The following is a 25,324-nucleotide window of genomic DNA, read 5'->3' as shown; positions in this document are numbered from 1 at the left end:
ACAGGCCGAGGTATCTCGATTTCACAGGCGATTGTCCAGACCTTGACCTTGAACAGACCAGAACCCGAACTATCCCCGCACCGTTGCCACTTTACGCTGCTGCGGTTTGCCGGAAAACAGGAAGCGTAATAACGGAATACGCAGGTGGATCTCATACAAAATAAATGCGCCGGCAAACACGGTCGTCAGGCCGAGTAAAAAGCCCAGGGTATTATTGCTGATATGCGGGGTGACAAAAATGCCATACAGCAGCGTCAGTGGATGGTGCACCAAATAAATAAACAGTGAAGCATTCACCAGATACATAATGCGCGGTGAATGAGAATTGAGCGCTTTATAACCGAAACAGAAACACACATTCAGCATACACAGGCCCATCAGCGTCGAAATAACATTATCGATCTCATATAACCAACCGGCACCGCTGCTAAAACGCTGATTAAGGGAATAAGCAATAAACACCGCAATCGTGCCGTAACACATCCACGGATTAAAACGGATAAACAACTGCTTCAACGCCTGATGCTTCCACGCCAGTGCGCCCAACATAAAGAAAGGCAAATAAAACAGCGGCACCATCACCACATTGTTAAACAGACCATCAGGCAACAGCTGCGGCTGGGTCAGGAAAATCACCCGACGTAACAGATCCAGCAACAGGGCCCACACCATAAACGCCAGCGTAATCTTGCCCCAGCCAACCTGATCGTAATCGTGACTATGACGCTGATTACGCAACCAGCGGAACATCACCATGCCGGATGTAGTTAACACCACCAGCACCAGTAAAAACCACAGATGGGAAATCAACGCCCACACCACATTGTTGTACTTATCGTACAGGCTCAGGCTGTCCCAGTTGGCCATCTTCGCCGTCCAGGTCTTCAGCATAAAAAATTGCGGCAACGTAAACAGCGGAATGGCCGACAGCAGCGGAATCCCTACACGCTCCAGACGCACCTTCAACCAGCGACCTGGCGAATAGCGCAGATACAACATATAGGAAAAATAACCGGAAATAACAAAAAACACCTGCATACGAAAGGCGTGAATAAAATCGTTAAACACCGTCAGCCACACCGAAGGCTCAGCGCTGTTCACTGCCCATGACTGCATCGAGTAGATCAGGGAAACATGGAAAGGAACCCCAAGTAACATCAGACAAGCTCGAATGGAGTCGAGAAAATATTCACGTTGTGCTTTGTTTTGAGTCATATCGTTCCACTTACAGCTGTATCACCAGTGTTTCACCCTGAAACACCTATTCTGTCAGAGATAAATTCTACCTGCGGTAAACAGCGTATACTATCAGTGGATTCTGTGTCGGTTAAAAATCCGAAACATGCGCCCGGAATGTTAAAATCCGGGAACAATCTGATCCACATGCTGTCGGAAATCCGGATATTCCTTTAAGATATGTGGGTTTGGGTAAAGCACACGAAAGGGGGAGATGTGCTGATTAACGAAAAAAATACAAGCAAAATGTCTAAAATGCGCTGGATCGGCGCAGCCGTTTTGCTTGCGTTGTATGCGAACAACAGTTGGGCATTCAACCTTGATGATGTGGCGAAACAGGCGAAAAACCTGGCAGGGAAAGGCTTTGAAGCACCAAAAAGCAACTTACCTTCTCAGCTGCGTGAAATGAAATTTGCTGACTACCAGCAGATTCAGTTCAACCATGATAAAGCCTACTGGGGCAAACTGCGCACGCCGTTTAAACTGGAATTTTATCATCAGGGAATGTATTTCGAGTATCCGGTAAAAATCAATGAAGTCGCGGCTAACGCGGTTCATGAAATTAAATACAATCCTGATTACTTTAACTTTGGCAACGTCAAAGTCGATAAAGACCAGACAAAAAATCTGGGCTTTGCCGGTTTTAAAGTGCTTTACCCACTTAACGAGAAAAACAAAAGCGACGAGATCACCAGCTTCCTCGGCGCCAGTTATTTCCGCGTGATTGGTGCAGGCCAGGTTTATGGTCTCTCCGCGCGAGGCTTAGCGATTGATACCGCGCTGCCTTCCGGTGAAGAGTTCCCACGCTTTAAAGAGTTCTGGATCGAACGTCCAAAACCACAAGACAAACAGCTGGTCATTTATGCCCTGCTGGACTCCCCGCGCGCCACCGGTGCTTATCGCTTTGTGATCCATCCGGGCAAAGACTCGACGGTTGACGTCCAGTCGAAAGTCTATCTGCGCGATCAGGTCGGCAAACTGGGCATCGCACCGTTGACCAGTATGTTCCTGTTCGGGGCCAACCAGCCTTCTAACATCACTAACTTCCGTGATGAGCTGCACGACTCCAATGGCCTCTCGATTCACGCCGGTAACGGTGAGTGGATCTGGCGTCCGTTGAACAACCCGAAACACCTTGCGGTCAGCACCTTCACCATCGACAGCCCGAAAGGCTTTGGTCTGCTGCAACGTGGCCGTGACTTCAGCCACTATCAGGATCTGGACGATCGTTACGATCTGCGTCCAAGCGGCTGGGTTGAACCCCAGGGCGACTGGGGCAAAGGGCGTATTGAGCTGGTTGAAATCCCAACCGCCGATGAAACCAACGACAACATCGTCGCGTTCTGGACGCCGGAAAAACTGCCGGATACCGGTAAACCGCTGGACTTCAGCTATCGCCTGCACTTTACCCGTGACGAGAACGAACTGCACTCGCCGGACACTGCATGGGTAAAAGATACGCTGCGCTCTGCGGGCGACGTCAAACAATCAAACCTGGTGCGTCAGCCTGACGGCACTGTTGCCTTTACCGTGGACTTCGTGGGTAAAGCCATGAGCCAACTGGCAGCAGATACGCAGGTAGCACCGCAGGTTAGCGTGGGCAGTAACGCCGATGTGGTAGAACAGAGCGTGCGTTATAACCCGGTTACGAAAGGCTGGCGTCTTGTGTTGCGTCTGCGTGTCAAAGATAACAAGCAGCCAACCGAGATGCGTGCCGCACTGGTCAGTGGTGACAAAACATTGACGGAAACCTGGAGCTATCAGTTACCTGCCAATGAATAATACGACATTTGTTCCCGACAATTATGTGGAGGCCCTCCCGCTCGACGCGGAGGGTAGGGCGCATCTCAGCGCCTCGCTCCACAATGCCACGGCGTTTCATTTCGTCCATGAAACGCTGGGCCATGATGAGGCGGCCAGCGACAGACCCGATGACGCACCACTGAAATCGGTCTCTGCGCGCGTGCAAATGGCCTGGCCGGATTCCGTCGCCAACGGCGAACAGTTCGGCAAGGACTACCTCGAGCGCACCACCTTAAAAGCGATGCCGAAGGTCAAACGCTCGCTGATGTTCCCGGAAGCCTGGCGCACCAACCCGATTGTGCGCGCCTGGAAATCGGTACGCGGCGAAAAAAGCACCTCGCGCGGACGTGCCCGATCGGAAGAGAAGTGGCGTCACGTGGGGACTCTGCGTCGCTACATTTTGCTGATCCTGACCGTGTTGCAGACCGTGGTCGCCACCTGGTACATGAAAACCATTCTGCCTTATCAGGGCTGGACGCTGCTTGATCCTCTGTCGCTGTTCAATCAGAACTGGTTACAGTCGGTGGAGCTGATTCTGCCTTACATCTTGCAGACCGGGATTCTGTTCCTGTTCGCGATCCTCTTCTGCTGGGTCTCGGCGGGCTTCTGGACCGCCTTGATGGGCTTCCTGCAACTGCTGATTGGCCGCGATAAATACAGTATCTCGTATTCAACCACGGGAGATGAACCGCTTAACCCGGAACATCGCACCGCGCTGATTATGCCCATCTGTAATGAGGACGTAGAACGCGTCTTCGCGGGCCTGCGTGCTACCTGGGAATCGGTCAAACGTACCGGTAACGCCGAACATTTCGACGTTTACGTGCTCAGTGACAGCTACGATGCGGACATCGCCATTGCTGAACAGAAAGCGTGGATGGAGCTGGTCCGTGATGTTGGCGGGGAAGGCAAAATCTTCTATCGTCGCCGTCGTCGTCGTGTGAAACGCAAAAGCGGTAACATCGATGACTTCTGCCGTCGCTGGGGCAGCAACTACAGCTACATGGTGGTGTTGGATGCCGACAGCGTCATGAGCGGTGACTGCCTCACCGGGCTGGTGCGCATGATGGAAGCGAACCCGAAAGCCGGGATCATCCAGTCTTCGCCAAAAGCCTCGGGCATGGACACGCTGTATGCACGCTGCCAGCAGTTTGCCACCCGCGTGTATGGTCCGCTGTTCACCGCCGGTCTGCACTTCTGGCAGTTGGGTGAGTCCCACTATTGGGGGCATAACGCCATCATCCGCGTGCAGCCGTTTATTGAACACTGTGCGTTGGCACCACTGCCAGGCGAAGGTTCATTTGCCGGGTCGATCCTGTCCCATGACTTCGTCGAAGCTGCGCTGATGCGCCGTGCCGGCTGGGGCGTGTGGATTGCGTATGACCTGCCAGGTTCGTACGAGGAACTCCCGCCAAACCTGCTGGATGAGCTGAAGCGTGACCGTCGCTGGTGCCACGGTAACCTGATGAACTTCCGCCTGTTCCTGGTAAAAGGGATGCACCCGGTACACCGTGCGGTGTTTCTGACCGGTGTGATGTCATACCTCTCTGCGCCGTTGTGGTTCATGTTCCTTGCGCTCTCCACTGCCTTGCAGGTGGTGCATACGCTGATGGAACCGACCTACTTCCTGCAACCCCGCCAGCTCTTCCCGGTGTGGCCGCAGTGGCGACCGGACCTGGCGATTGCGCTGTTCTCTACCACTTTGGTGCTGCTGTTCCTGCCGAAGCTGCTCAGCGTGGTGTTGATCTGGTGCAAAGGCGCGAAAGCCTACGGTGGACCGATTCGTCTGCTGTTCTCGCTGATCCTCGAAATGCTGTTCTCGGTACTGCTGGCACCTGTGCGCATGCTGTTCCACACGGTGTTCGTGGTCAGTGCGTTCCTCGGCTGGGAAGTGGTGTGGAACTCACCGCAGCGTGACGATGATGCCACGCCGTGGGCAGAAGCTTTCCGTCGTCATGGTTCGCAGCTGCTGCTGGGCGTGGTCTGGGCAACGGGCATGGGTGTGCTGGACCTCAACTTCCTCTGGTGGTTGGCACCGATCGTCTTCTCCCTGATCCTGTCGCCGCTGGTGTCGGTGATGTCGAGCCGCGCGACCCTGGGCCTCAAAAGCAAGGCAGCGCGCCTGTTCCTGATCCCGGAAGAGTACGATCCCCCGCGCGAGTTGCTGGATACCGATCGCTATCTGCACCTCAACCGTGACCGTGCGCTGAAAAATGGCTTTATGCATGCGCTGTTCCACCCGGCGTTTAACGCACTGGCAACGGCTCTGGCAACCTCTCGTCACCTGAAAAGTGAGTTGCTGGAACACGCCCGTGACCGCCGTGTTGATCAGGCGTTGAGCGATGCGCCTGAAAAACTGAGCCGCGAGCAGCGTTTACAACTGATCAGCGATCCCGTGGTACTGGCGCGTGTACACACCCGCTTGTGGGAGAACGGGGCGAAGTATCATCAGTGGCTGGAAAGCTATCAGAAACTGACAATCAATCCTCAGGCGCTGCCTCCGCGCAGTTGAATGACAGGTTGTCGTAATTAAAAAAGCCCGGACATTTCTGTCCGGGCTTTTTTTATGCGTGAATTCACAATAAAAATATTCTTACCAGGTGAACTATTCATTATTAATCGATTTTCAGGTGCTAAATAATTAGTGGTTCCCCTAATAATATATTCAAGACCATGCTGATATTCCCCGTTTAATCTTATTTTCAGGCGCTACGCCTTGCTGGCTCTGCCCTGGCGTAATGAGCGGTTCCGCTAGCTCGCCGAGGGGCAAAAATAACAGTGGCGAACGTTTTTTTATTTTGCCACTATCTGCGCCGCAAACTTCAGTACACAGCCCCCTACATAATAATCTTAAAGGATTAAGTATGTTCGAACGTATTTCTGTTTCGCTCCCGGATGTTGGCGCGGAATTGTTATTCTGGAAACTAGAAGGCAGTGAAGAAATATCGCAGTCGTTTCAGCTCAACGTAAAACTATTAAGCCTGGCACCACGCATCGATCACACTGAGCTGCTTGGCCAGCCGTTGACGGTCAATATTCCTACCTCACGTATGCTCAACCCCGTGCGTTATCTCAACGGCAAAATCACCACAGTCACGGTTGCACCGACGGTGATCGCTGAACAGCGCTACACCTGTTACAGCCTGACGCTGGAATCGGATCTCTGGCCGTTAAAGCATGACCGCAATATGCGCATCTTCCAGGCGGTTAACGTGCCGCAAATCGTGCGTAAAATCCTCAAAGAGTATGGCGTTGAAGTGGAAAGCCGACTCACCGGCCACTATCGCCTGTGGGAGTATTGCGTTCAGTATCAGGAATCGAGCTACAACTTCATCATGCGTTTGATGGAGCTGGAAGGTATCGCCTTTTTCTTCCAGCATCAGGCCGACCGCCATACGCTGGTGATGATTGATGATGCCGCGCAACATAAACCGTGGCACGGCTATGAATCGGTCCCCTGGCACGCGACGGAAAACGGAGGAACCACTTTGATGCAGGGCATTGGGGAGTGGAGCATTACCGGGCAAGTCACGCCGGGGCGCTACTCAACCGATGACTATGATTTTCGTAAGCCATATGCCCACCTCGACCATATTTTGCACAATCCCGCGTCTCCCCATCCCGGTGCCATCGACTACTACGACTGGCCAGGACACTACACCGACCATCAGCACGGCGAGCATTACGCCCGTATTCGCCAGCAGGCATGGCAGGCCGCGCATCAGCGCATCAACGCCAGCGGCACGGCGCTTGGGCTGGTGCCAGGCTGTACCTTTGCCCTCACTAACCCGCCATTTCCTGCCGATGCCGGGCAGTATCTGGTGGTGAGTGCAAAATATAATTTGCAGGAAAACAGCTACGCCAGCGGCGGAACGCCTCCCGTGCATAAGCTGAAGATTGAGGTGATACCGGCGAGTACCCCGTTCCGGCGGAAGGCAGACACGCCCTGGCCGCGCACTTGTGGCCCGCAAACCGCGCGCGTCATGGGCGCTAAAGGGCAGTCGATCTGGACCGACAAATACGGGCGCGTCAAAGTGAAATTCCACTGGGATCGCAGCCGAAAAGAGGACGATACCTGCTCTTGCTGGGTGCGCGTCTCCAGTGCCTGGGCCAGCCAGGGCTTTGGCGGCATTCAGATCCCGCGCGTGCAGGATGAAGTGGTGATCGACTTTATCAATGGCGATCCCGATCGTCCGATCATCACCGGGCGCGTGTACAACGAAGCGAAAATGCCGCCGTGGCAACTCCCGGCGGCAGCCACGCAAATGGGCTTTATGAGCCAGACCAAAGATGGCGTGACCGACCATGCCAACATTCTGCGCTTCGATGACAAGAAGGGCGCAGAGCAGGTCTACATCCGCGCGCAGCGCAATATGGACACCACCGTGCGAAACGATGAACAGCACGCAGTGGGCGGTAACTATGCCTTTGATGTAACGGGTAACGTGCACAGCCGCGTTGATGGCAAACGCCTGCAACAGACGCAACTCACTGAAAATCATCTGATCGGCGGTGATTACTTCTTACAGGTTAAAAATCATGTTGTGGTCGCTTCCGGCGGGTTGCTGTCGCTGGCGAGTGGCGACAGCCTGATCACCCTCAACCCCAACGGCACCATCACCCTGCAGTGCAACAAGCTGGAGGTTAACGTCAAGGGCGAAGCCGCCGTTAAAACCGGTGACTTGCTAAATCTCAACACCCCCGGAACGAGCTTCACCCTCCATATGTCGGCGACCCCCGATGAAATCGCGGCTGCGGTACAGCAGGCATTCAGTCAAAAAAAGGAACATAGCTGATGACGCACTATCACCTTACCGAAGGTTCACTTTCGCTTCCCGTGGCTGTCCGTGATGAAAGCATCACCCTGCTGCGGCTCACCAGCCTGAATGCCACGCTGACCATCACGCGCGAATGGGGAACCATGGCGGAGGATGTTGAGCGCTATCTGCCACAACAGCTTGAACGTTTTTCACAGGAGCTGCCGCAGTTTACCGCAGAGCAGATCAAAGAGGCCCAACTGGGCGAGTTTGCGGCGCAGCAGGTGGATGCCTGCTTCCGCCGACAGCAGATAAAAGTGGTGCAGAAACTGCTGCTGGCGTGGGTCGGTGACCATCTGCTGACGTTGGCATTTAGCGCCCCGGAAGCCTTCACCCCGGAACAGCTACAGGGCTGGCGCGAGATCTGTGCCAGCTTCCAGCCGCATCAGGATACTCGGGTCGTTTGAGCCGATTGAATTGAGCAAGGGAGTGTGTGATGAGCGAAAACAACCTGCTCGCAGCCCGTACCGGGGATGTGCTGGAGCACCCGTCAGCGCTGGCGGATTTTGTTAGCGGCCTGGCCGAAGGCGCGATTTACGCGGCGGTCTTTATTGGCGGCACCGCGTTGGCCGCCAGCGGCGTCGGCACGGCGATTGGCGTAGCGCTGGTGGTCAGCGCCACGGTGGACGGCTTCCCCGAGCGCTGGGGTAACGCCGCAGCGGAGGCAGTCGACAGCCTGGTCAGCCTGCTCGGGGTGACGCCCACGCCAGACGGCATTATCGTTAGCGGGTCGCCCGACGTGATGATTGGCGGCAAACCGGCAGCCCGCGCGGCGGGCCGAGTTGATCCGGCCCATTTCAGCCAACCTGCCGCCGACGGAGACGACACTGCCCTGGGGCAGGCGCTGAAAATGGCGGCGGCCATCAGCGCGGTGGTGATGCATCCGCAGGCGCTGGTGGCGGCAGTACGCGACGGGCTGAGTGACGTCGACGGCGCCGCGCTGCTGGAAAACATCCTGACCGACATGGTGCAGCCGCTGGTGGCGAGTGCGGCCCCGCATACCACGCCCGCCGGGGAGGATCGCATCGAGTGCAGCAAACTGCATCTCATGCCCGGCCCGCTGTGGCTGGCAGAAGGCTCGGACAAGGTCTTTATCAACGGCCAGCCCGCCGCCCGGCACGGCGACCGCAGCACCTGCGAGGCCACGATTAAGGTGCTGGAAAATCACCGCGTACGCATCGGCGGCAATCCGGTAGTGGTGCGCGACATCCGCAGCGGAAAAAATGCGCTGGCGTGGTTCATCGGCTCGCTATCCGGCGGCAAGGCGCTGCAGCGGGCAACCGAGCTGGTACAGCACCTCTATCGGCGGGTACGGACGGCACGCATGCTGAAAAATATGCCCTGTCCGCTCGGGGCCGGAGGCACGGCGGCGGCGGCTGCAAAACGGGCGCAGCTGCCGGCTCGTGCCATGCAGACGGCACACCCGGTAAATCTTGCCACCGGGGCCAAAATCCTCGCCGGAGCAGAGGAACTGGATTTCACCCTCGATGACCGTATTCCGCTGCGCTGGCAGCGCTTCTACCACAGCCACAACGAGGCGGAAGGCATGCTGGGACGCGGCTGGCTGCTGGCATTTGAGACCCGGCTATGGGGAGAACGTCGCGCAGACGGTACGCTGCATCTGCGCTGGCGTGATCCAGCCGGACGCGAGTGTCAGTTGGGCGACATTGCCCCCGGCGACGTGGTGCAGTACCCGACGGACGACCTGACGCTGTTTTGCAGCATCAACGGTGTGCTGCTGTTGCAGGACGCGCTGGGGGAAAGCCAGCGCTACGCCCCGGACCCGCAGCGGCCGGGTGAATGGCAGGTGGTGGAAATTCATGACCGCCACGGCAACGTGCAGTATCTCGACCGTAACGACGCCGGACAGCTGGAATTTATCTCCGGCGACAACGAGGCAATGAAAGTGCACCTGCGCTATCACCCGGCGCATGGGCGGCTGGTCTCGGTGCATCAGGTGATGCAGGAAGACGGCAGCGAACACCCGCTGGTGACGTATGACTACGATAGCCAGGGGCAGCTGCTGTGCGTCACGGACGCAGACGGCATCGCCACCCGCACCTTCAGCTGGCACGGCAACGGGCTGCTTGCCACGCACGGCTACGCGGGTGGCCTGCGCGTCAGTTACGACTGGCAGCCGGGCGAGAGCTGGCGCGTTTGCGGCTACCGCGTGTATGACGACACGGCGGCGGAAGAGGGTGAGGATACGCAGCCTCTGCCAGCATCAGAATATCCTGCTCTTCCCGGCGTCCTCACAGCCTCCGGCGCGCGGCCCGGCAGCCGGGGGCTGCTGGAAAGCTGGCTCATCACCGTGGACGAAAACGCCCGCTGCGCCACCGTCACGCAAGCAGGCGGTGCTACAACCCGCCACTACTGGGACACACAGCGGCGCATCGTGCGTTATCTGGACCCATGGCAGCACGAGTGGCGCTACGTCTGGGCGACGCACGAAGAGCAACTGCTAAGCACCCATACCCCGGATGGTACACGCTGGCGCTACGGCTACGACACGCGCGGCAGGCTGGAAGACGTCACCAGTCCGTTGGGCCGCACCCGTACCACGCGCTGGCATCCGCTGTGGGCGCTGCCGCTGTGCGAAGTGGATGAAAGTGGCGGGCAATGGCGCTGCGAGCGCAACGCCACCGGCGATATTATCAGCATGACGGATGCGCTGGACGCCACCACCACGTTTACCGTCAACCGCTACGGTGAAGTCATAACGGAGACCGATGCGCTGGGCAATCGACGGGAATTCCGCTACGACCTGCGCGGCCGTCTCACCGGGCGTACCGATTGCTCGGGCCAGCGAGTCTGGTGGCGCTATGATCCACACGGCTGGCTGAGCGAGGCCAGCGACGAGGCGGGCAATATCTACACCTGGCAATGGAGCCCGGCTGGCAGGTTGTTGCGCACCGAACCCCCGTCCCATAACGAGACCCGCTACCGCTACGACAGCGCGGGACGCTACTGCGGGGAAGAGACCTGTTTGCTGGTCACCGCGTTGGAGCGCAACGCGCGCGGCCAGGTCACGGCCAGTACCAGTCCCGCCGGGCGTATTACCCGTTGGCACTATGACAGCAGCGGGGAACTCAGCGCGGTGATTAACCCGAACGGCGAACGCTGGCAGTTGGCGCGCGACGCGGCGGGCCGCCTGACCGGGCAGACCACTACGCGGGCATCGGTCAGCGTCTGGGCTATGACGCCTGCGGGCGAGTAACGGACATCACCGATTTGCCCTCAGAGATCGCCATCGCAGCGGGCGCGGAGCCGCCGCCGGACCCGTGGGCCTGGACGCACGAGCCGGTGAACATCCGTCCTGTCCTGCCACCCCCTCCGCCGCAGTACGCTGGATGGCAGGAAGATTTGCCCCCGACGATGACGCCAGTGACTCTGCGCTTTGGCTACGATGCCGAAGGCAGGCTCATCACCCGCGACAGCGCCGACAGCCATACCCGCTACCGCTATGGTCCGCGCGAGGTCACCGTACAACGCGTCAGCCAGGCGGGATTCTCACGTGAGGGCGAACCAGAATGGGAGGAGACGCTGCGTTTCAGCCACGACGCCGCCGGGCACCTGCTGGAAGAGTCCGGCCCGCGCGGCGTGTGGCGGGCAGAGCGTGACGTCCTCGGCAGCCTGACGCGGCTGGATCACCCGGACGGCAACAGCGAACACTTTTTGCGCTACGGCGGCGGCCATCTGCTGACGCGTCAGCTCGAGCATCAGGGCTGCAAAGTCGAAACCGCCGGGTATCAGCGTGACCGTCTGCATCGCGAAATCTCGCGTAGCATGGGCGAGCTGACCCTTTGTACGCGCTACGACGTCGATGGCCACATCACGCAACGTAAAAGCGCGCCGCTGACGCGCAGCAGCGACTGGCGTCCTGGCGGCCTTCTCGGCGCAGAAATCCTCGAGACCCCCGGCGGCGCGGAGCATCGCAGATATCGCTACAGCGCCGACGGCGATTTACTGTACAGCCGCGCGCTGGACGACGAGCATTTCAGCTACGACCCGGCGGGCAACCAGACGGAGCGCGCCGACCAGCGCGTGTGGCGCAATCTGCTGACCCGGCTGGGTAACGTGGCGCAGCGCTTCGACGGCTTTGGCCGCGTGTGGCAGCGCACCCTGCCGGGCGGTGTGCGCCAGCGGCTGTTCTACAACGCCGAACACCAGCTGTGCCAGGTGCAGTTCAGCGGGGATAAGGTGTTCAGCCACGCCGAGTATGCCTACGATGCGCTGGGCCGCCGCAGCCACAAGGTGCTGCATCGTCACACGCCGCCGGGACGTGTGCCTATCCCGCCGGAGACGGTGACGTTCATCTGGCAGGGCACGCGGCTGGCAGAAGAGCGCAATAGCCTGTGGCCGGACAAGGCAGTGAAGTACCTCTACCACGAGGAGAGCCACGAGCCACTGGCGCGGATTATCTGCGAATACGCAGGCGCAGTACAAACGGTGGAGTGGTATCACTGCGGACTGAACGGGCGGCCGGAAACGCTGACCAACAGCCGTGGCGACGTCACCTGGTGGTGCGTCCCACGCGGCTGGGGCGGCATGGCGCGCGAACAGCTGATGGGGTACGGAGACAGGGAGCCGTGGCGGCAGCAGAACCTGGGCTACCAGGGCCAGTATGTGGATCGCGAGACCGGACTGCACTACAATCTTCATCGGTACTTCTGCCCGCTGACCGGCCGCTTTACCCAGCCAGACCCGATCGGCCTTGCGGGCGGGATCAACCCGTATCAGTATGCGCCTAATGCGCTGGGGTGGATTGATCCGTTGGGGTTAAAGTGCAGTGGCCCTGCTGTAAAGTTAAACAGAAAATTAAGTGCGTTGGAAAAAGCTCAAAAGAGCGCGGTGAGTACCCGAGTTTTACCAGACGGTCGCATCCGATATTACAATCAAGAAGCTCTAGCTCGTACGCCAGGACCAACACGGGGACGTTCTCATGTAACAGAATGGAATCCCACAAACGGAGATGTGAGAATTTGGGAAGAGACCTATAATCACTCAGGGCAGGTCAACAGAGTGCATCCCAAAATGAAAAATGGTGAGTTATTAGATTTGCCACACTATCCACCAACAAAAGCAGATATTGATGCAGGCATAGCTACTCCGTCAGGGCGAGCAATCTCGTTTAATTTATGAGGTTCATTATGAATGAAATGACTCAAGAGTTTCTACGGAACATAAACTTCCTTCTTGAAAAGGAATATAATCCGCGAGATGTCGCAAGATACTCATTTTCATTCTCCTTGGATCATAGAATTGAAGACAGGAAGTTAGAATATGCTGTTGATTACATTGGCGGGATGGATGCCGGGCCAGAGTTTGAATTAACTAAAGAGGAGTTGATAGAGTTTATAAATACAAATCTTTTGTAAAAACATCGGGTAAGGATTAAACCTTCCCGGTTTTTTATCATTTAACCTCGATTTAGTATACTAAACACCCCGAATAAATTTCCCTTAACTATCGGGGTCGATAAAATGCTAAAGAGAAATATCATATTGGTAGAAGGCGTGACTATGCAGAAAAAGATGTGCATACGCATCAACTTGAATGGATCACTGATCCGATCTATTCCACTCAGGAACTGACTGCTACAGCCTGTTCCGCTAGTACGAACCGCAGGTCGGTCGCTTCACGATGCAGGATCCGATAGGCCAGCCAGGCGGAATTACCCCAGAAAATACTCATCAATGTCGATAATCGCTCCGGCAAAGCAAACGCACCCTGGCGGCATAATCCCGCCATCGGTAAACAAAATGTTAAATAACTTCCGCTCAGACGTTGACGGCAAACACCTGGCAGCGCTTATACTCACTTTCTGCCCAGCGCTAACGCTATGATTTAGCGCTGATAATTTTCTATCACGCACGTTGTGAGGTGAGTATGAAAGTCGGAATCGTTGGATATGGTACAGGTGGACAACATTTTCATGCCCCTTTTATTGTCGCTACAGAGGGGCTGGAGCTGGCAGGGATTGTCGCCCGAGCGCCTGAGACCGTGGCAAAAGCCAGGGCAGATTTCCCGCATGTGGCTATTTATCCCAGCCTGACAGCGATGCTGGCTGCGGGGGTGGATATCGTCACCATTACCACGCCGCCGCACACCCGGCATGAGCTGGTGCTGGAAGCGATTGAAGCCGGTGTTGCCGTGATTGCCGATAAGCCTTTCGCCCCCGATGCCGCAGGCGCGCGTGAGCTAGAGGCGGCTGCGGCTGCCAAAGGCGTGCTGCTAGGGGCTTATCACAATCGCCGCTTTGATTCCGATCTCCAGACGTTACGTCTGCTGCTGGAACAACAGCGCTTAGGCAAACTGTGGCGTTTGCATAACCGTATGGACTTTAACGATCCGAACACGCTGGAAGGCGGTGAATCCGGTGGTTTGCTGCGTGATTTGGGTAGTCACCTGGTGGATCAGGCGGTCTGGCTGCTGGGACCGGTGCAGGCGGTGCAGGCGCAACTGGATGAGATCGATCATCCTGCTGGCCCGACGAATGCCAGTTTTCTGCTCACGTTAACCCATTGCTCTGGGGTGACGAGCTATGTGTCGGCCACCAAACTGAATGGCCTGCATCAGCGTGAACTGCGCGCCTACGGCGAGAAGGGCAGCTATGTTGCCAGCAGCTGTGATATTCAGGCGCGGCAGATATTTGCAGGCAAACGCCCGGCGGACGATCTCACCGGTTGGGGCTATGAACCCGAGCAGCACTGGGGCACATTTTACAGCCCGGGGCAGCAGGAAAAAATCCCGGCACAGCAGGGCAATTACCATGATTACTACGCGGCTTTTGCTCATGCGCTGCGCAATGGAACCGAGCCACCGGTGACAGCCCAACAGGCGGTGCACGTGCTGGAAATTTTAGATGCCGCCCGGGTGAGCGCGCAATCGGGAACCCGCATAGCGATTGAGCCCTAAAGGGTTTAACGCAACCTTTACCTTCCGGGAAGCACCACTGGCTGGTCAGTTGCATGGCCTGCGGTTAAAATAGCCGCAGTTCATTATGAGAATATGTTGTGATTCGTCTATTAAACATTACGTTACTGCTTGCGGCTGTGACGCTGGTCAGCGGGTGTGGCAGCATTATTAGCCGTACTGTGCCCGGCCAGGGACACGGCAATCAATATTATCCTGGGGTACGTTGGGATGTTCGCGATGGTCCTTGGCGTGCACTGACAATTATCGATCTTCCGTTATCAGCGGTGATGGATACCCTGTTGTTGCCAGTCGATATCCATCACGGGCCTTATGAATAACGGTTAAAAACGTTCGGATTCGCTGTTGTCGTCATCCCACTCTTCGGCAGCAGCTTCTCCCTCTTCCGTGTCCGTTGGCGGTTCCAGCTGAAATTCGCCCTCGTCCCACTCGTGCAGGGTATTTTGCTCCTGCCACTCCTGGCGCAGCTCTATCTCATCAAAGTCGCCGTCGAAAATCGCCTGTGCGGCTTCACCAACGCTGATGACCAGGCCTTCACCTTCTTCTCGCTCGTCGGCAAAAAACTCAGCCTGCCACATGATATCGCCATCCTGCATCACATACTTTTGCAGGGAAAACTGGTTGATATCGGCATCGTCTTCATTGAGTTCTGGATTGTCAGCCAGAAACTCTTCGCGTGCGGCGTCTATGGCTTCTTCCAGCGTGCTGTATAAATCCATGGAGGTTCTCCATTGTGGTTGCGAAAGGGATGAGAGAAGAATAGCTGAAAATTTGCGGCGTGCTGACTCACTCAGACGGAGTGGAGTTACTCCGTCTGAGGCGGGATTACAGGTGATTAACGCGGAAAGTGATGCACCGGTTGGACGTTGGCTGGCATCCTGGTGGCAGAGTGACGAATACAACATTTAATACAGGGCTTTACCTTTTTAAAACTCATCCTGGCGATAGTGAGTCCCTGATGTAACGTATAAAGGGTGCCAATAAACAGCGCATCCTTTTTATCTGGCATATGTTTACATCCTTGACGATGTAAATAGTGATAGCCGTTATCATCGGCAGCGGTATTAACATAAAAATAGATGCCTTTAGTCATTTATTATTCCTGGCTGATTTTGTGATGTGAAAAATTGATGTGGCGGGAATGTTTTAATTCCCAAGTTGAAAATAGTTAGGCGCCTAACCTTTTACAAATCACGAAAAGGAATAGAAAGATTGATTATCAGTTACAAAAAGTAATTGTTAAGGACTTAGTGCCAGTAATTGACTGTAAATTAAGTTTATTTTTTTTCACACTTCAGCAATAGGATACTGTTAAGGGAGTTAAATAAGACATTTCCTATGAGAGGATGGCAAGTATTAATAAAAATTAAATAATATATTTTGTTTTCAGAGGAATAATGAAGCAGGAATGAAGAATGGCGGGATGCGTTTAACATCCCGCCAGAACTCAATAGAGGGAAGGTTGCCCTTCTGGGCGGGTTTTAAAGCGGCGATGTAGCCACATATACTGTTCTGGTGCCAGCAGAATGCACTCTTCAACCACTTTATTCATGCGCGTAGCTGTAGCAAGTTCGCTGTCCAGTGGCATATCGGGTCCAACGTCTGGCAGCATCATGAGTTCGTATCCCTTACCATTTGGCAGGCGGCGAGGGACAAATGGCACCACAGCCGGACGCGCTGTGCGAATTAATACATAACTTCCCGCCGTAGTGGCGGCATCTTGCACCGCAAACAGTGGAGCGAACACACTACTGCGTGGACCGTAGTCGTGATCGGGGGCATACCAGAGAATATCGTTGTTTTTAAGCGCCCGGATCATGCCTTTGAGGTCTTTACGATCCAGCATGCTTTTATTGGAACGCATTCTGCCCCAGGTTTGCAGCCAGTCGAGCAGGGCATTGTCGTTGGGACGATAAACGCCAATACCGGGGTTATAGATGCCAAAAATACGCGCACCCAACTCCAGCGTCAGGAAGTGCAGGCCAACCAACAGCACGCCTTTTTTTTGTTCTAATGCGTTGCTGATGTGTTCCAGTCCGCTGGTTTTTACCCACTTCTGCATGCGCCAGTCTGGCCAGAACCACGCCATACCGGTCTCAATAAAGCCCATACCCACGGATTCAAAATTGCGTTTGATTACCGCTTCACGTTCGCTTTCTGGCATTTGTGGGAAGCAGAGTTCAAGGTTACGGCGCGCAATGTTGGCGCGGCGGTTCATAAACCGTAATGCAGTACGGCCCAACGCACAGCCAATGGCGTATAAAACCGGGTAAGGAAGTAACACCAGCGCATAGAGAAACCCGATGCCAATCCAGGTTAACCAGTAGCGGGGGTGAAGTAACTGTCGTGAAAATTGAGGTAACTGAGTCATAAAAAGTCGCGCATCCAGGTGACAATATGTCATTGAAATTAGACCATTATGCCATTTTTTGCTTCTCGCCGGAATAAACAGGCGGCAATGAGGCCCAGGAAGAGCAAAAAATGCAAAAAATGACCTATAAAAGGTGATGATTTGATCTGAACCCCCTAGGCATTTCATGAGATTCGGGTATGATGTGCGCGCTAAAAATTTACCTCATTGCCACAGGAACGAACACCATGCCAGTGTTACATAACCTCGTAAACAATAATGAGCTGCGTGAACGTATGCTTGCTGAAACAGAGCCGCGTACCACCGTCTCTTTCTACAAATATTTTCAGATCGCCGATCCCAAAGCTTTCCGTGATGCGCTGTACATTGCCCTGCGCGAACTGAAAGTGTTTGGCCGTATTTATGTCGCCAAAGAGGGCATTAATGCGCAGATCAGCGTTCCCGCCAGCAACTTTGAGGCGCTGAAAACCTTCCTGTATGGCTTTGATGCCGCGCTGAATAACCTGCGCCTCAACATTGCCCTGGATGATGACGGTAAATCTTTCTGGGTACTGCGCCTGAAAGTGCGTGACCGCATCGTGGCGGATGGGATTGAAGATGAGACATTTGATGCCAGTGATGTCGGTAAGTATCTGAAAGCGGCGGAAGTGAACGCCATGCTGGACGATCCCGATGCGGTGTTTGTCGATATGCGCAACCATTATGAATACGAAGTAGGGCGTTTCGATCAGGCGATGGAGATCCCGGCGGATACCTTCCGCGATCAGCTGCCGATGGCAGTGGATATGCTGCAAGAGCAGAAAGATAAAAAAATTGTCATGTACTGCACCGGCGGTATTCGCTGTGAGAAAGCCAGCGCATGGATGAAGCACAACGGTTTTGAAGATATCTACCATATTGAAGGTGGCATCATCGAGTATACGCGTCGTGCGCGTGAGCAGGGTTTACCGGTACGCTTCAAAGGCAAAAACTTTGTTTTTGATGAGCGTATGGGCGAGCGCATTTCTGATGATGTGCTGTCGCAGTGTCACCAGTGTGGCGAACCTTGTGATACGCATGTGAACTGCGTCAATGACGGCTGCCATTTGCTGTTTATTCAGTGTTCAAGCTGTGCAGAGAAGTATGAGAAGTGCTGTAGCCCACTGTGCATGGAAGAGGCAAAACTCTCGCCCGAAGAGCAGCGTACGCGCCGTGCGGGTCGTGAGAACGGCAATAAGATTTTTAATAAATCCCGTGGTCGTTTGAATATGACGTTGGCGATTCCGCTGCCGGATAGCGATAAATAAGGCCCGACCGTAGAGATAAAAAACCCATGCTGAGTCATGGGTTTTTTTACGGTGATGCGCTTAGGCTTTGAAGCGGTTGAGTGAAAATGCAGAGACATCCAGGGAGAACGGACGGTCTTGCGCGAATTCACTGCCCAGCTCCCCCAACACGCTGGCAAATTTGAAGCCATGGCCGCTGAGACCGGTGATGATCATACGGTTAGCATCATCCGGCAGCGTGTCGATGATAAAGTCTTCATCGGGGGAGATGTCATAACTACAGGCTTCGCCGTGCAGGCACACGCCTACGCCCGGCAAGAGCTGGCGCAGGAAGCTGAAGCAGTCACTGCCATCGGCGGCATAGCTACCGAAAGGTTTGCGGTCTGCGGCCGTTTGCATCACTTGCCCACCGTCATGGCGACCGACTTTCAGCGCATTATTATCCGCCGGGAAGCCGTAGAACTGGCTGCCGTCTGCCATTTCAACGGTAAAGCCGGGGAATTTGTTATTTTCACTGTAACGGCCGTCAGCCTGATACCACGCAAACACTTTGCGGGTTGGCGTTAAGGGCAGCCCCGGTACTAGGTCACCGACCCAGGTGCCTGCGGTGATCAGCAGTTTGCGTGCCTGATAGGTGCCATCAATAGTGGTGACCTGCTGGAGATCGCCAACGCGTTCAATAGCCGTAACCGGGCAATTAAATAGCTGCGCACAGCCCGCTTCCTGGGCTAAGCGCACCCAGCTGCGCACGGCAACTTCGGATTTTAAATAACCGGATTGCGGTTCGAAAACGCCAATATGACCATCCGGTACGTTAATTTGCGGCCAGCGCTGACGAACCTCTTCAGCGGTTAATATTTCAACATCCAGCTTGAAGTTCTGGGCGCTGTGAATGACGTTCTGAATAAATTCGGAGTTTTGCGGGGCAAGGTTGATGATGCCGCTGCGATGCATAACACGTTCACCGCAGAGTGTTTCCAGCTCATCCCACAGTTGCTGTGCGCGTAATACCATGCGGACGTAATGTTCACCTTCGCCGTAGGCGTGGCGGATCAGTCGTGTTTCACCGTGATGTGCGCCCTGGCTGTGTGGAGGATGGTTGCTGTCAGTCATCAATACCGAGAGTCCAGCCTGGGTGGCATAGTAGCCTGCTGCTGCGCCCACTGAGCCGCTGCCGACAATAATCAGATCATAAATCATTACGTCACCATGAGTGATAAATCAGAACTATCAGTAGCATATCAGATGGGACAGAGATGAAAAAGGCACCCGGTGGGGTGCCTCGTTGGCGGAAGGATTTAATGTTTTGACTGGTTTCTTTCGTAAATCTCTGCCGACTCTATTTTGGCAATCCCCGCTTCGAGAATGGAGATAAACTGCCGCGCAACATCGGTGGTGATCCAGTAAGTAGGTCCGACATCCGCTTCTTCTTCTTTCTGTTCCTGCGACGATATCGAGTGCAGGCGGAGCATCATGGCATCATAGCTGTCAACGGTACTGATATCCCAGCCCACCAGGGGATGGGTATGAATAACATTTTTGTTTCTATCCATTATAACCTCCTTATTACTCGTTAAACGAAGCGCTCGGTGAGGTTCAATGCAGCTTATTATCCACTAGCGAAATAATTATAACAGGAATCCAGCTTTAGATTACTAAAAACGTGCGCTGGTTATTTTACATACAATGAAAGTTTGCTCGCAGCCACATTTAATCGCCACGAGCAGGATAACTTTTTATAACGTGGGCACATCCGGGGCTGGGTGATGACGTTTTTCCAGCTCTGTTACCAACAGGGCGAACTGTTGCTGGAGTGCGGCATCATGTTTTTGGCTGGTGGATTCTAACGTCAGTTGGTGGATGAGCAGTTGGCTGGCGCGTTCATCAAGGCACCAGGCCAGACTGGAGAAGGCCGTTTCCATGACGGTTATTCTTCTTTGCTGATCGCTGATTAATGCCAGCAGCTCGCCAAAGGTCATTACTTCTTCTGCTTTTTCTGTTGTCATGATCGTCTCCTGTGCAACATGACCTGAGCGCGCAATCTTGCACGTTAAGCGTAGAAGCAGTTAGCTGCTCTGGCGAGCCGTTTAGAATAAAAAACCGGGCGGCGACGCCCGGAAAAACACGCAGTGGCGGTTAATCGGGGGCGAACCAGTCATCGGCACTTTCCCAGGTTTCCTGGAGCAGGTCGCTGACATGTTCACGATCTTCTTTGCTGGCACCAAGGACGCTAAGTTGGTTGCTGCTGGCATAACGGACAGAGACGCGATGGTCGCTTTCAGGGAACTGACGCAGTAAACGGCGTTCGAGTTCCTGGCTGAGTGCTTCCAGGGCTCCGGGGGGAAGAGGTTGGGTTTTGGCAACAGTAATTTCAACACGCATGTGGACTGCCTCCGTAAATGATGCTGTATATATTTACAGTATAAGATTTACGGAGGCAAGAGGGATTATGCTTTAATCTGCCAGTTCATGGTTTCACCGGCGAGGAATGGCACCACGGTTTCGTTACCGACGATAATGCTTTCCTGTACGGTCCATGGCTCACGCACCAGGGTGATGGTGCCTTCATTGAGCGGCAGGCCGTAGAAGCGCGGGCCGTTTTCAGAGCAGAACGCTTCAAAATGCTGTAGTGCATTCAGCTCTTCAAATACTGTGGCATACGCCGGCAGTGAGTTGAGTGCGCTGAATACTCCCGCACAGCCGCAGCCAGATTCTTTGGCGTGGCGCAGGTGTGGCGCGGTATCGGTACCGAGGAAGAAGCGTGGATTGCCGCTGGCAACCACGTCACGCAGTGCTTCCTGATGGACATTGCGTTTGAGGATTGGCAGGCAGTAGAGGTGTGGACGAATCCCACCGACCAGCATGTGGTTGCGGTTGAACATCAGGTGCTGTGGTGTGATGGTTGCACCGAGTTTCTCATTCCCTTCCGCAACGTACTGGGCCGCTTCTTTGGTGGTGATGTGTTCCATCACAACTTTCAGCTGTGGGAACTGGCGACGCAGCGGTTCCATGACCGTTTCAATGAAGCGAGCTTCACGGTCAAAGATGTCGATGTGAGCATCGGTGACTTCGCCATGTGTCAGTAACGGCATGCCAATTTGCTGCATCCGGTCCAGGACTTTCGCAATCGAGGCGATGTTGGTGACGCCGTGGCTGGAGTTGGTGGTGGCATGAGCAGGGTAGAGTTTCGCCGCAGTAAATACGCCTTCTTTGAAGCCGCGCTCAATTTCATCCGGGTCCAGTGAGTCTGTCAGGTAGCAGGTCATCAGTGGGGTGAAGCTGTGGCCTGCAGGCAGTGCGGCAAGGATACGATCGCGGTAGGCGATAGCGGCTGCAACACTGGAGACGGGAGGCACGAGGTTGGGCATAACGATAGCACGACCGTTTACCGCGCTGGTGTAAGGCAGAACAGCTTGCAGCATTTCACCATCACGCAGGTGAATGTGCCAGTCGTCAGGGCGGCGAATTGTGAGTTTTTGGGGTTGTGCTGTCATTGCAGAGTGCTCCGGCATTAAGGTAAACGTAATGGGCGTTTTGGCCGGGTACAAAGAATAAGGAATCAGGCAACCGTTTGCACCTGGTTTTTGCGTTTATGCAGCGAATGATGGGAATTTAGGCGCTGGGCTGGTGAGCCGCTGTGGATTTGGGTGGCAGGTCAGACAATGGGGGGTATGACTGCAAAGGAACATGCATCCTGCGATCCGCTGGCACATCCATGTGCCAGAGGCATTTGCTGTCATACCCCCCATCATCTTCCCAGAAGCAACAATGCGGCTGTCAGCAGCCCGTGCGGCTTGTCGCTTTGGGCACTGGATTTCAGACAATATTTTTCAGGCAAAACAACCGTATGGATTTCGGAGGGCAGGGTAATCGGAGCGAGCCACGTCGCAGCCCGATTGCCCTGACAGGCCGAGGTATCTCGATTTCACAGACGATTGTCTTGACCTTGATCTGCTTTACAGACAACACAACGCTACGGATTTCGGAGGGCAGGGTAATCGGAGCGAGCCACGTCGCAGCCCGATTGCCCTGACAGGCCGAGGTATCTCGGTTTCACAGACGATTGTCCTGACCTTGACCTTGACCTACACCACAACCCATTTAATCCGTCAGCGGAATAATCAGCTCGCCAGGCTTCACTTCCAGACCTTTCACCAGCTTCTTCGCCAGGGCTTCTTTCACGCCGCGATCGGCGCTTAACACATAGGCCGGCTTCTTATTGAAGTAATCTTTTAACGACTTCTCCAGATACGGCGTCAGCGCCTGTAATGCACCCGACATCTTCTCTGGCTGCACCTGAGCGTCAACAATCGTCATATCATGCAGGAAAATGGCACTCTGTTGCTGATCAAACACCGGCTGCGCTTTCAGCTTCAACTGCATGACGGCCTGCTGTGGCCCGAACAGGGAAGTCAGATTAATGGTCGCTTTGCCGGACACCGTCACGCGGTCAGGCTCTTCGCGGCCAATCTGGCTGGTCAAATCGGTCAGCACAATATGGGCATTCACCAGGCCAGAGACCCCGATATCCTTCTCCCAGTTATTGTGCTTTTGCAGCGCTTTATTCACGTCCTGCTCAGTAATGGTGTACTGCGTCAGCTGATTACAGCCACTCAACAACAGGGCAAAACTCAGGGCCAGCAAACTGGCAACAACCTTTTTCATGCACTCTCATCCTGAAGGAAAAGGCATAGCCTGCCTGAATGACCTGCTGGTGTCACCAGGATAGTTGAGAAACGCAGCGGGCATTTTTCAGCAAAATATTACTGTGCCACCGAGCTAAGCAGGTTTACCTGCGACTGCTTCGCCATATTATCGCGATAATCCAGGACGCGACTTGGCCAGTCAATCCCTGCCACCAGCGTCAACGCCCGCAACAATGGGAACAGATGAATATCATCTTCTGAAAGCTCACCGTTCACCGCGTTGGACTTCACGATCAGCTTATCAAGCTGCAACAGATCGTGACTGATATTCTTAATCAGACCGGCAGAGTGCTGCCGTAACTCGGCGAAATCGCCATAATTAGCCTGTTTTTTGCGGATAAAATAATCGCGTGCGGCGGGGGTGGCAAATTCAGCAAACGGCGCGGCTGCAATGCGCGGCAACAAAAGCTTATTACTGTAACTGTGAACGTGGCGCAGCCAATCCTCAATGGCGGGATTGCGCTTCCCGGTCAACAGCGGCTCACCATCGAGTTGATCGATAAACCGCACGATATCAAGACTCTCCGGCATCGCACTGCCATCCGCTTTTTGCAGAATCGGTGCCATCTTCTGTCCAATCAGCTGATGCGGTGTCTCCTCATCGTCATTCAACATCACCACCAACTCAACCGGTACATCCTTCAGGCCAAAAATCATGCGTGCTTTCACGCAATAAGGACAATGATCGTAAATGTAGAGCTTCACTGGATATCTCCTTGAAATGACGGGACAGCATCAACAGCCATCCGAGAAAAACCTGATAAAAGTATGGAAGAGAAGCAGAAACAGGGCAAACTGTGCGAACTGTTTTACCGCAACAACGGCTACGGTTATAGTGAGTTACATGAACTATTCCGTTGATGGAATTCAGGAGTCTCCATGTTTGGCTACCGAACTGCCTCGCCCAAAGTGCGCCTCATCACCGACCGTCTGGTGGTGCGTCTGGTCCATGAACGAGATGCATGGCGACTGGCAGACTACTATGCGGAAAATCGGGCATTTCTGAAACCCTGGGAACCGATCCGCGATGAAAGCCACTGTTACCCCTCTGGCTGGCAGGCTCGCCTCGGGCTGATCAACGACCTCCACAAACAGGGATCGGCCTACTACTTCGCCTTACTGGACCCAAACGAAAATGAAATACGCGGCGTCGCTAACTTCAGCAACGTCCTGCGGGGATCCTTCCATGCCTGCTACCTCGGCTACTCGCTGGCAGAAAAATGGCAGGGGCAAGGGCTGATGTTCGAAGCGCTGCAAATTGCCATTCGCTACATGCAACGCCAGCAACACATGCACCGGATTATGGCGAACTACATGCCGCACAATCAGCGCAGCGGTGACTTACTGGCACGCCTCGGTTTTGAAAAAGAGGGCTATGCCAAAGACTACCTGCTGATTGATGGCAAATGGCAGGACCACGTCCTCACCGCACTGACCAACCCGGACTGGACACCGGATCGCCGGGGATAAACCCTAAGGAAGCTCATAACAATGAAAATGGCACTCTCTGCGCAGGCGCTGCGCGTCATTGGCTGCCTGCTGGAAAAGCAGGTCACTACACCAGAGCAGTATCCTCTCTCCCTCAATGCCGTCACCACGGCCTGTAACCAAAAATCCAACCGCGAACCGGTCATGAACCTCAGTGACAGCGAAACGCAGGACCAACTGGACGCGCTGGTGAAAAAGCATCTGGTCACCGCGAATAATGGCTTTGGCCAGCGCGTGGCAAAATACGAACAGCGTTTTTGTAATTCTGCCTTCGGCAATTTACAACTCAACAGCGCGGAAGTGGCAATTCTCACCTTACTGTTCCTGCGCGGTGCACAAACGCCAGGTGAACTGCGCAGTCGCAGTGGACGCCTGCATGACTTCAGTGATGTGACCGAAGTTGAACAGGCGCTGGAAGGCTTAATCACACGCGACGATGGCCCGATGCTGGTACGTCTGGCGCGTGAGCCAGGTAAACGTGAAAGTCGCTACATGCACCTGTTTGGTGGCGAAGTGGAGGAAACGCCAGTGGCAGCAGCGGAAGAATCTGATTTATCCGCGCGCGTCACCGCACTGGAACAGCAGGTTGCCGCCTTACAGCAGCAGTTGGCAAAACTTTTACCCGCCCAGAGTGATTAATGCTCTGTAACACTCAACGTTGGTGATTTCCCGCCAGGACAGTAGACTATCGCCGGGCATCAA

23 protein-coding genes are annotated in these 25,324 nt (G+C 54.7%); 12 read left to right on the top strand and 11 right to left on the bottom strand.

Features of this window, described 5'->3' with window-relative positions; translation table 11 throughout:
* Positions 1 to 69: 69 nt before the first annotated feature.
* Positions 70 to 1,215: a glucans biosynthesis protein MdoC gene (gene mdoC / locus F3J40_RS02760; RefSeq protein ID WP_167012488.1), complete on the bottom strand. Its 1,146-nt coding sequence runs from the start codon at positions 1,213 to 1,215 to the stop codon at positions 70 to 72.
* Positions 1,216 to 1,482: 267 nt separating this feature from the next.
* On the opposite strand from mdoC, the gene F3J40_RS02755 reads away from it, so the two are divergent.
* From F3J40_RS02755 to F3J40_RS02720, 9 genes are all read left to right on the top strand, one after another.
* Entirely contained in the window at positions 1,483 to 3,018 is a 1,536-nt protein-coding gene (locus F3J40_RS02755; protein WP_167012924.1) for a glucan biosynthesis protein G, read from the top strand.
* A complete protein-coding gene (gene mdoH / locus F3J40_RS02750) occupies positions 3,011 to 5,551 on the top strand; it encodes a glucans biosynthesis glucosyltransferase MdoH (RefSeq protein WP_167012487.1) in 2,541 nt (846 codons plus the stop codon). Before F3J40_RS02755 ends, mdoH begins: the two co-directional genes overlap by 8 nt.
* Positions 5,552 to 5,903: 352 nt before the next feature.
* Positions 5,904 to 7,835 carry a type VI secretion system Vgr family protein gene (locus F3J40_RS02745; protein ID WP_167012486.1) on the top strand — a complete coding sequence of 644 codons (1,932 nt, stop codon included), beginning with the start codon at positions 5,904 to 5,906 and terminating at the stop codon, positions 7,833 to 7,835.
* Complete coding sequence (locus F3J40_RS02740; RefSeq protein ID WP_167012485.1) at positions 7,835 to 8,263, top strand: DcrB-related protein; 429 nt, start codon at positions 7,835 to 7,837, stop codon at positions 8,261 to 8,263. The genes F3J40_RS02745 and F3J40_RS02740 overlap by 1 nt, the downstream gene beginning before the upstream one ends.
* A 29-nt stretch (positions 8,264 to 8,292) precedes the next feature.
* Positions 8,293 to 11,073: a DUF6531 domain-containing protein gene (locus tag F3J40_RS24805; protein ID WP_240155269.1), complete on the top strand. Its 2,781-nt coding sequence runs from the start codon at positions 8,293 to 8,295 to the stop codon at positions 11,071 to 11,073.
* A gap of 158 nt (positions 11,074 to 11,231) precedes the next feature.
* Positions 11,232 to 12,998, top strand: a complete 1,767-nt coding sequence (locus F3J40_RS24800; protein WP_240155268.1) for an RHS repeat domain-containing protein — start codon at positions 11,232 to 11,234, stop codon at positions 12,996 to 12,998.
* 8 nt (positions 12,999 to 13,006) lie between these two features.
* Positions 13,007 to 13,234 (top strand): hypothetical protein, encoded by a 228-nt coding sequence (locus tag F3J40_RS02730; RefSeq protein ID WP_167012484.1) that lies wholly within the window; start codon positions 13,007 to 13,009, stop codon positions 13,232 to 13,234.
* 511 nt (positions 13,235 to 13,745) lie between these two features.
* A complete protein-coding gene (locus F3J40_RS02725; RefSeq protein ID WP_167012483.1) occupies positions 13,746 to 14,774 on the top strand; it encodes a Gfo/Idh/MocA family protein in 1,029 nt (342 codons plus the stop codon).
* A 116-nt stretch (positions 14,775 to 14,890) separates the two neighbouring features.
* Positions 14,891 to 15,112 carry a YceK/YidQ family lipoprotein gene (locus F3J40_RS02720; protein WP_370659851.1) on the top strand — a complete coding sequence of 74 codons (222 nt, stop codon included), beginning with the start codon at positions 14,891 to 14,893 and terminating at the stop codon, positions 15,110 to 15,112.
* A gap of 3 nt (positions 15,113 to 15,115) precedes the next feature.
* Here the strand turns inward: F3J40_RS02720 and F3J40_RS02715 are convergent, their stop codons facing one another.
* The 3 genes from F3J40_RS02715 to F3J40_RS02705 all read right to left on the bottom strand — a co-directional run bounded on the left by F3J40_RS02715 (position 15,116) and on the right by F3J40_RS02705 (position 17,163).
* Complete coding sequence (locus tag F3J40_RS02715; protein ID WP_017348037.1) at positions 15,116 to 15,511, bottom strand: MysB family protein; 396 nt, start codon at positions 15,509 to 15,511, stop codon at positions 15,116 to 15,118.
* A gap of 116 nt (positions 15,512 to 15,627) precedes the next feature.
* Positions 15,628 to 15,885: a hypothetical protein gene (locus F3J40_RS02710; RefSeq protein ID WP_167012482.1), complete on the bottom strand. Its 258-nt coding sequence runs from the start codon at positions 15,883 to 15,885 to the stop codon at positions 15,628 to 15,630.
* A gap of 354 nt (positions 15,886 to 16,239) precedes the next feature.
* Complete coding sequence (locus tag F3J40_RS02705) at positions 16,240 to 17,163, bottom strand: Kdo(2)-lipid IV(A) acyltransferase (RefSeq protein ID WP_167012481.1); 924 nt, start codon at positions 17,161 to 17,163, stop codon at positions 16,240 to 16,242.
* Between the two features lie 227 nt (positions 17,164 to 17,390).
* Here F3J40_RS02705 and trhO point away from each other — a divergent pair, with 227 nt between their 5' ends.
* Positions 17,391 to 18,449 carry an oxygen-dependent tRNA uridine(34) hydroxylase TrhO gene (trhO, locus tag F3J40_RS02700; RefSeq protein ID WP_167012480.1) on the top strand — a complete coding sequence of 353 codons (1,059 nt, stop codon included), beginning with the start codon at positions 17,391 to 17,393 and terminating at the stop codon, positions 18,447 to 18,449.
* A 60-nt stretch (positions 18,450 to 18,509) separates the two neighbouring features.
* Here the strand turns inward: trhO and solA are convergent, their stop codons facing one another.
* From solA to grxB, 7 genes are all read right to left on the bottom strand, one after another.
* Complete coding sequence (gene solA, locus F3J40_RS02695; protein WP_167012479.1) at positions 18,510 to 19,628, bottom strand: N-methyl-L-tryptophan oxidase; 1,119 nt, start codon at positions 19,626 to 19,628, stop codon at positions 18,510 to 18,512.
* Positions 19,629 to 19,726: 98 nt separating this feature from the next.
* Positions 19,727 to 19,981, bottom strand: coding sequence for a biofilm formation regulator BssS (gene bssS / locus F3J40_RS02690; protein WP_017348042.1), 255 nt, complete (start codon positions 19,979 to 19,981; stop codon positions 19,727 to 19,729).
* Positions 19,982 to 20,164: 183 nt separating this feature from the next.
* Complete coding sequence (locus tag F3J40_RS02685) at positions 20,165 to 20,434, bottom strand: hypothetical protein (RefSeq protein ID WP_167012478.1); 270 nt, start codon at positions 20,432 to 20,434, stop codon at positions 20,165 to 20,167.
* A gap of 130 nt (positions 20,435 to 20,564) precedes the next feature.
* Positions 20,565 to 20,810, bottom strand: a complete 246-nt coding sequence (gene dinI / locus F3J40_RS02680) for a DNA damage-inducible protein I (protein WP_017348044.1) — start codon at positions 20,808 to 20,810, stop codon at positions 20,565 to 20,567.
* 65 nt (positions 20,811 to 20,875) lie between these two features.
* The gene (pyrC, locus tag F3J40_RS02675) at positions 20,876 to 21,922 is read right to left on the bottom strand and encodes a dihydroorotase (protein WP_167012477.1); all 1,047 of its coding nucleotides are present in this window, start codon (positions 21,920 to 21,922) and stop codon (positions 20,876 to 20,878) included.
* Positions 21,923 to 22,529: 607 nt separating this feature from the next.
* Positions 22,530 to 23,093, bottom strand: a complete 564-nt coding sequence (locus F3J40_RS02670; RefSeq protein WP_017348046.1) for a lipoprotein — start codon at positions 23,091 to 23,093, stop codon at positions 22,530 to 22,532.
* 98 nt (positions 23,094 to 23,191) lie between these two features.
* Entirely contained in the window at positions 23,192 to 23,839 is a 648-nt protein-coding gene (gene grxB, locus F3J40_RS02665; protein WP_167012476.1) for a glutaredoxin 2, read from the bottom strand.
* 174 nt (positions 23,840 to 24,013) lie between these two features.
* Here grxB and rimJ point away from each other — a divergent pair, with 174 nt between their 5' ends.
* Together rimJ and F3J40_RS02655 are read left to right on the top strand one after the other, a co-directional pair.
* The gene (gene rimJ, locus F3J40_RS02660) at positions 24,014 to 24,604 is read left to right on the top strand and encodes a ribosomal protein S5-alanine N-acetyltransferase (RefSeq protein WP_026042647.1); all 591 of its coding nucleotides are present in this window, start codon (positions 24,014 to 24,016) and stop codon (positions 24,602 to 24,604) included.
* A gap of 21 nt (positions 24,605 to 24,625) precedes the next feature.
* A complete protein-coding gene (locus tag F3J40_RS02655) occupies positions 24,626 to 25,261 on the top strand; it encodes a DUF480 domain-containing protein (protein ID WP_167012475.1) in 636 nt (211 codons plus the stop codon).
* Positions 25,262 to 25,324 lie beyond the last annotated feature (63 nt).

Source organism: Candidatus Pantoea multigeneris (assembly GCF_011752615.1).
Taxonomy (GTDB): Bacteria; Pseudomonadota; Gammaproteobacteria; order Enterobacterales; family Enterobacteriaceae; genus Pantoea; species Pantoea multigeneris.
This window is presented reverse-complemented; position numbering and strand designations above follow the sequence as displayed.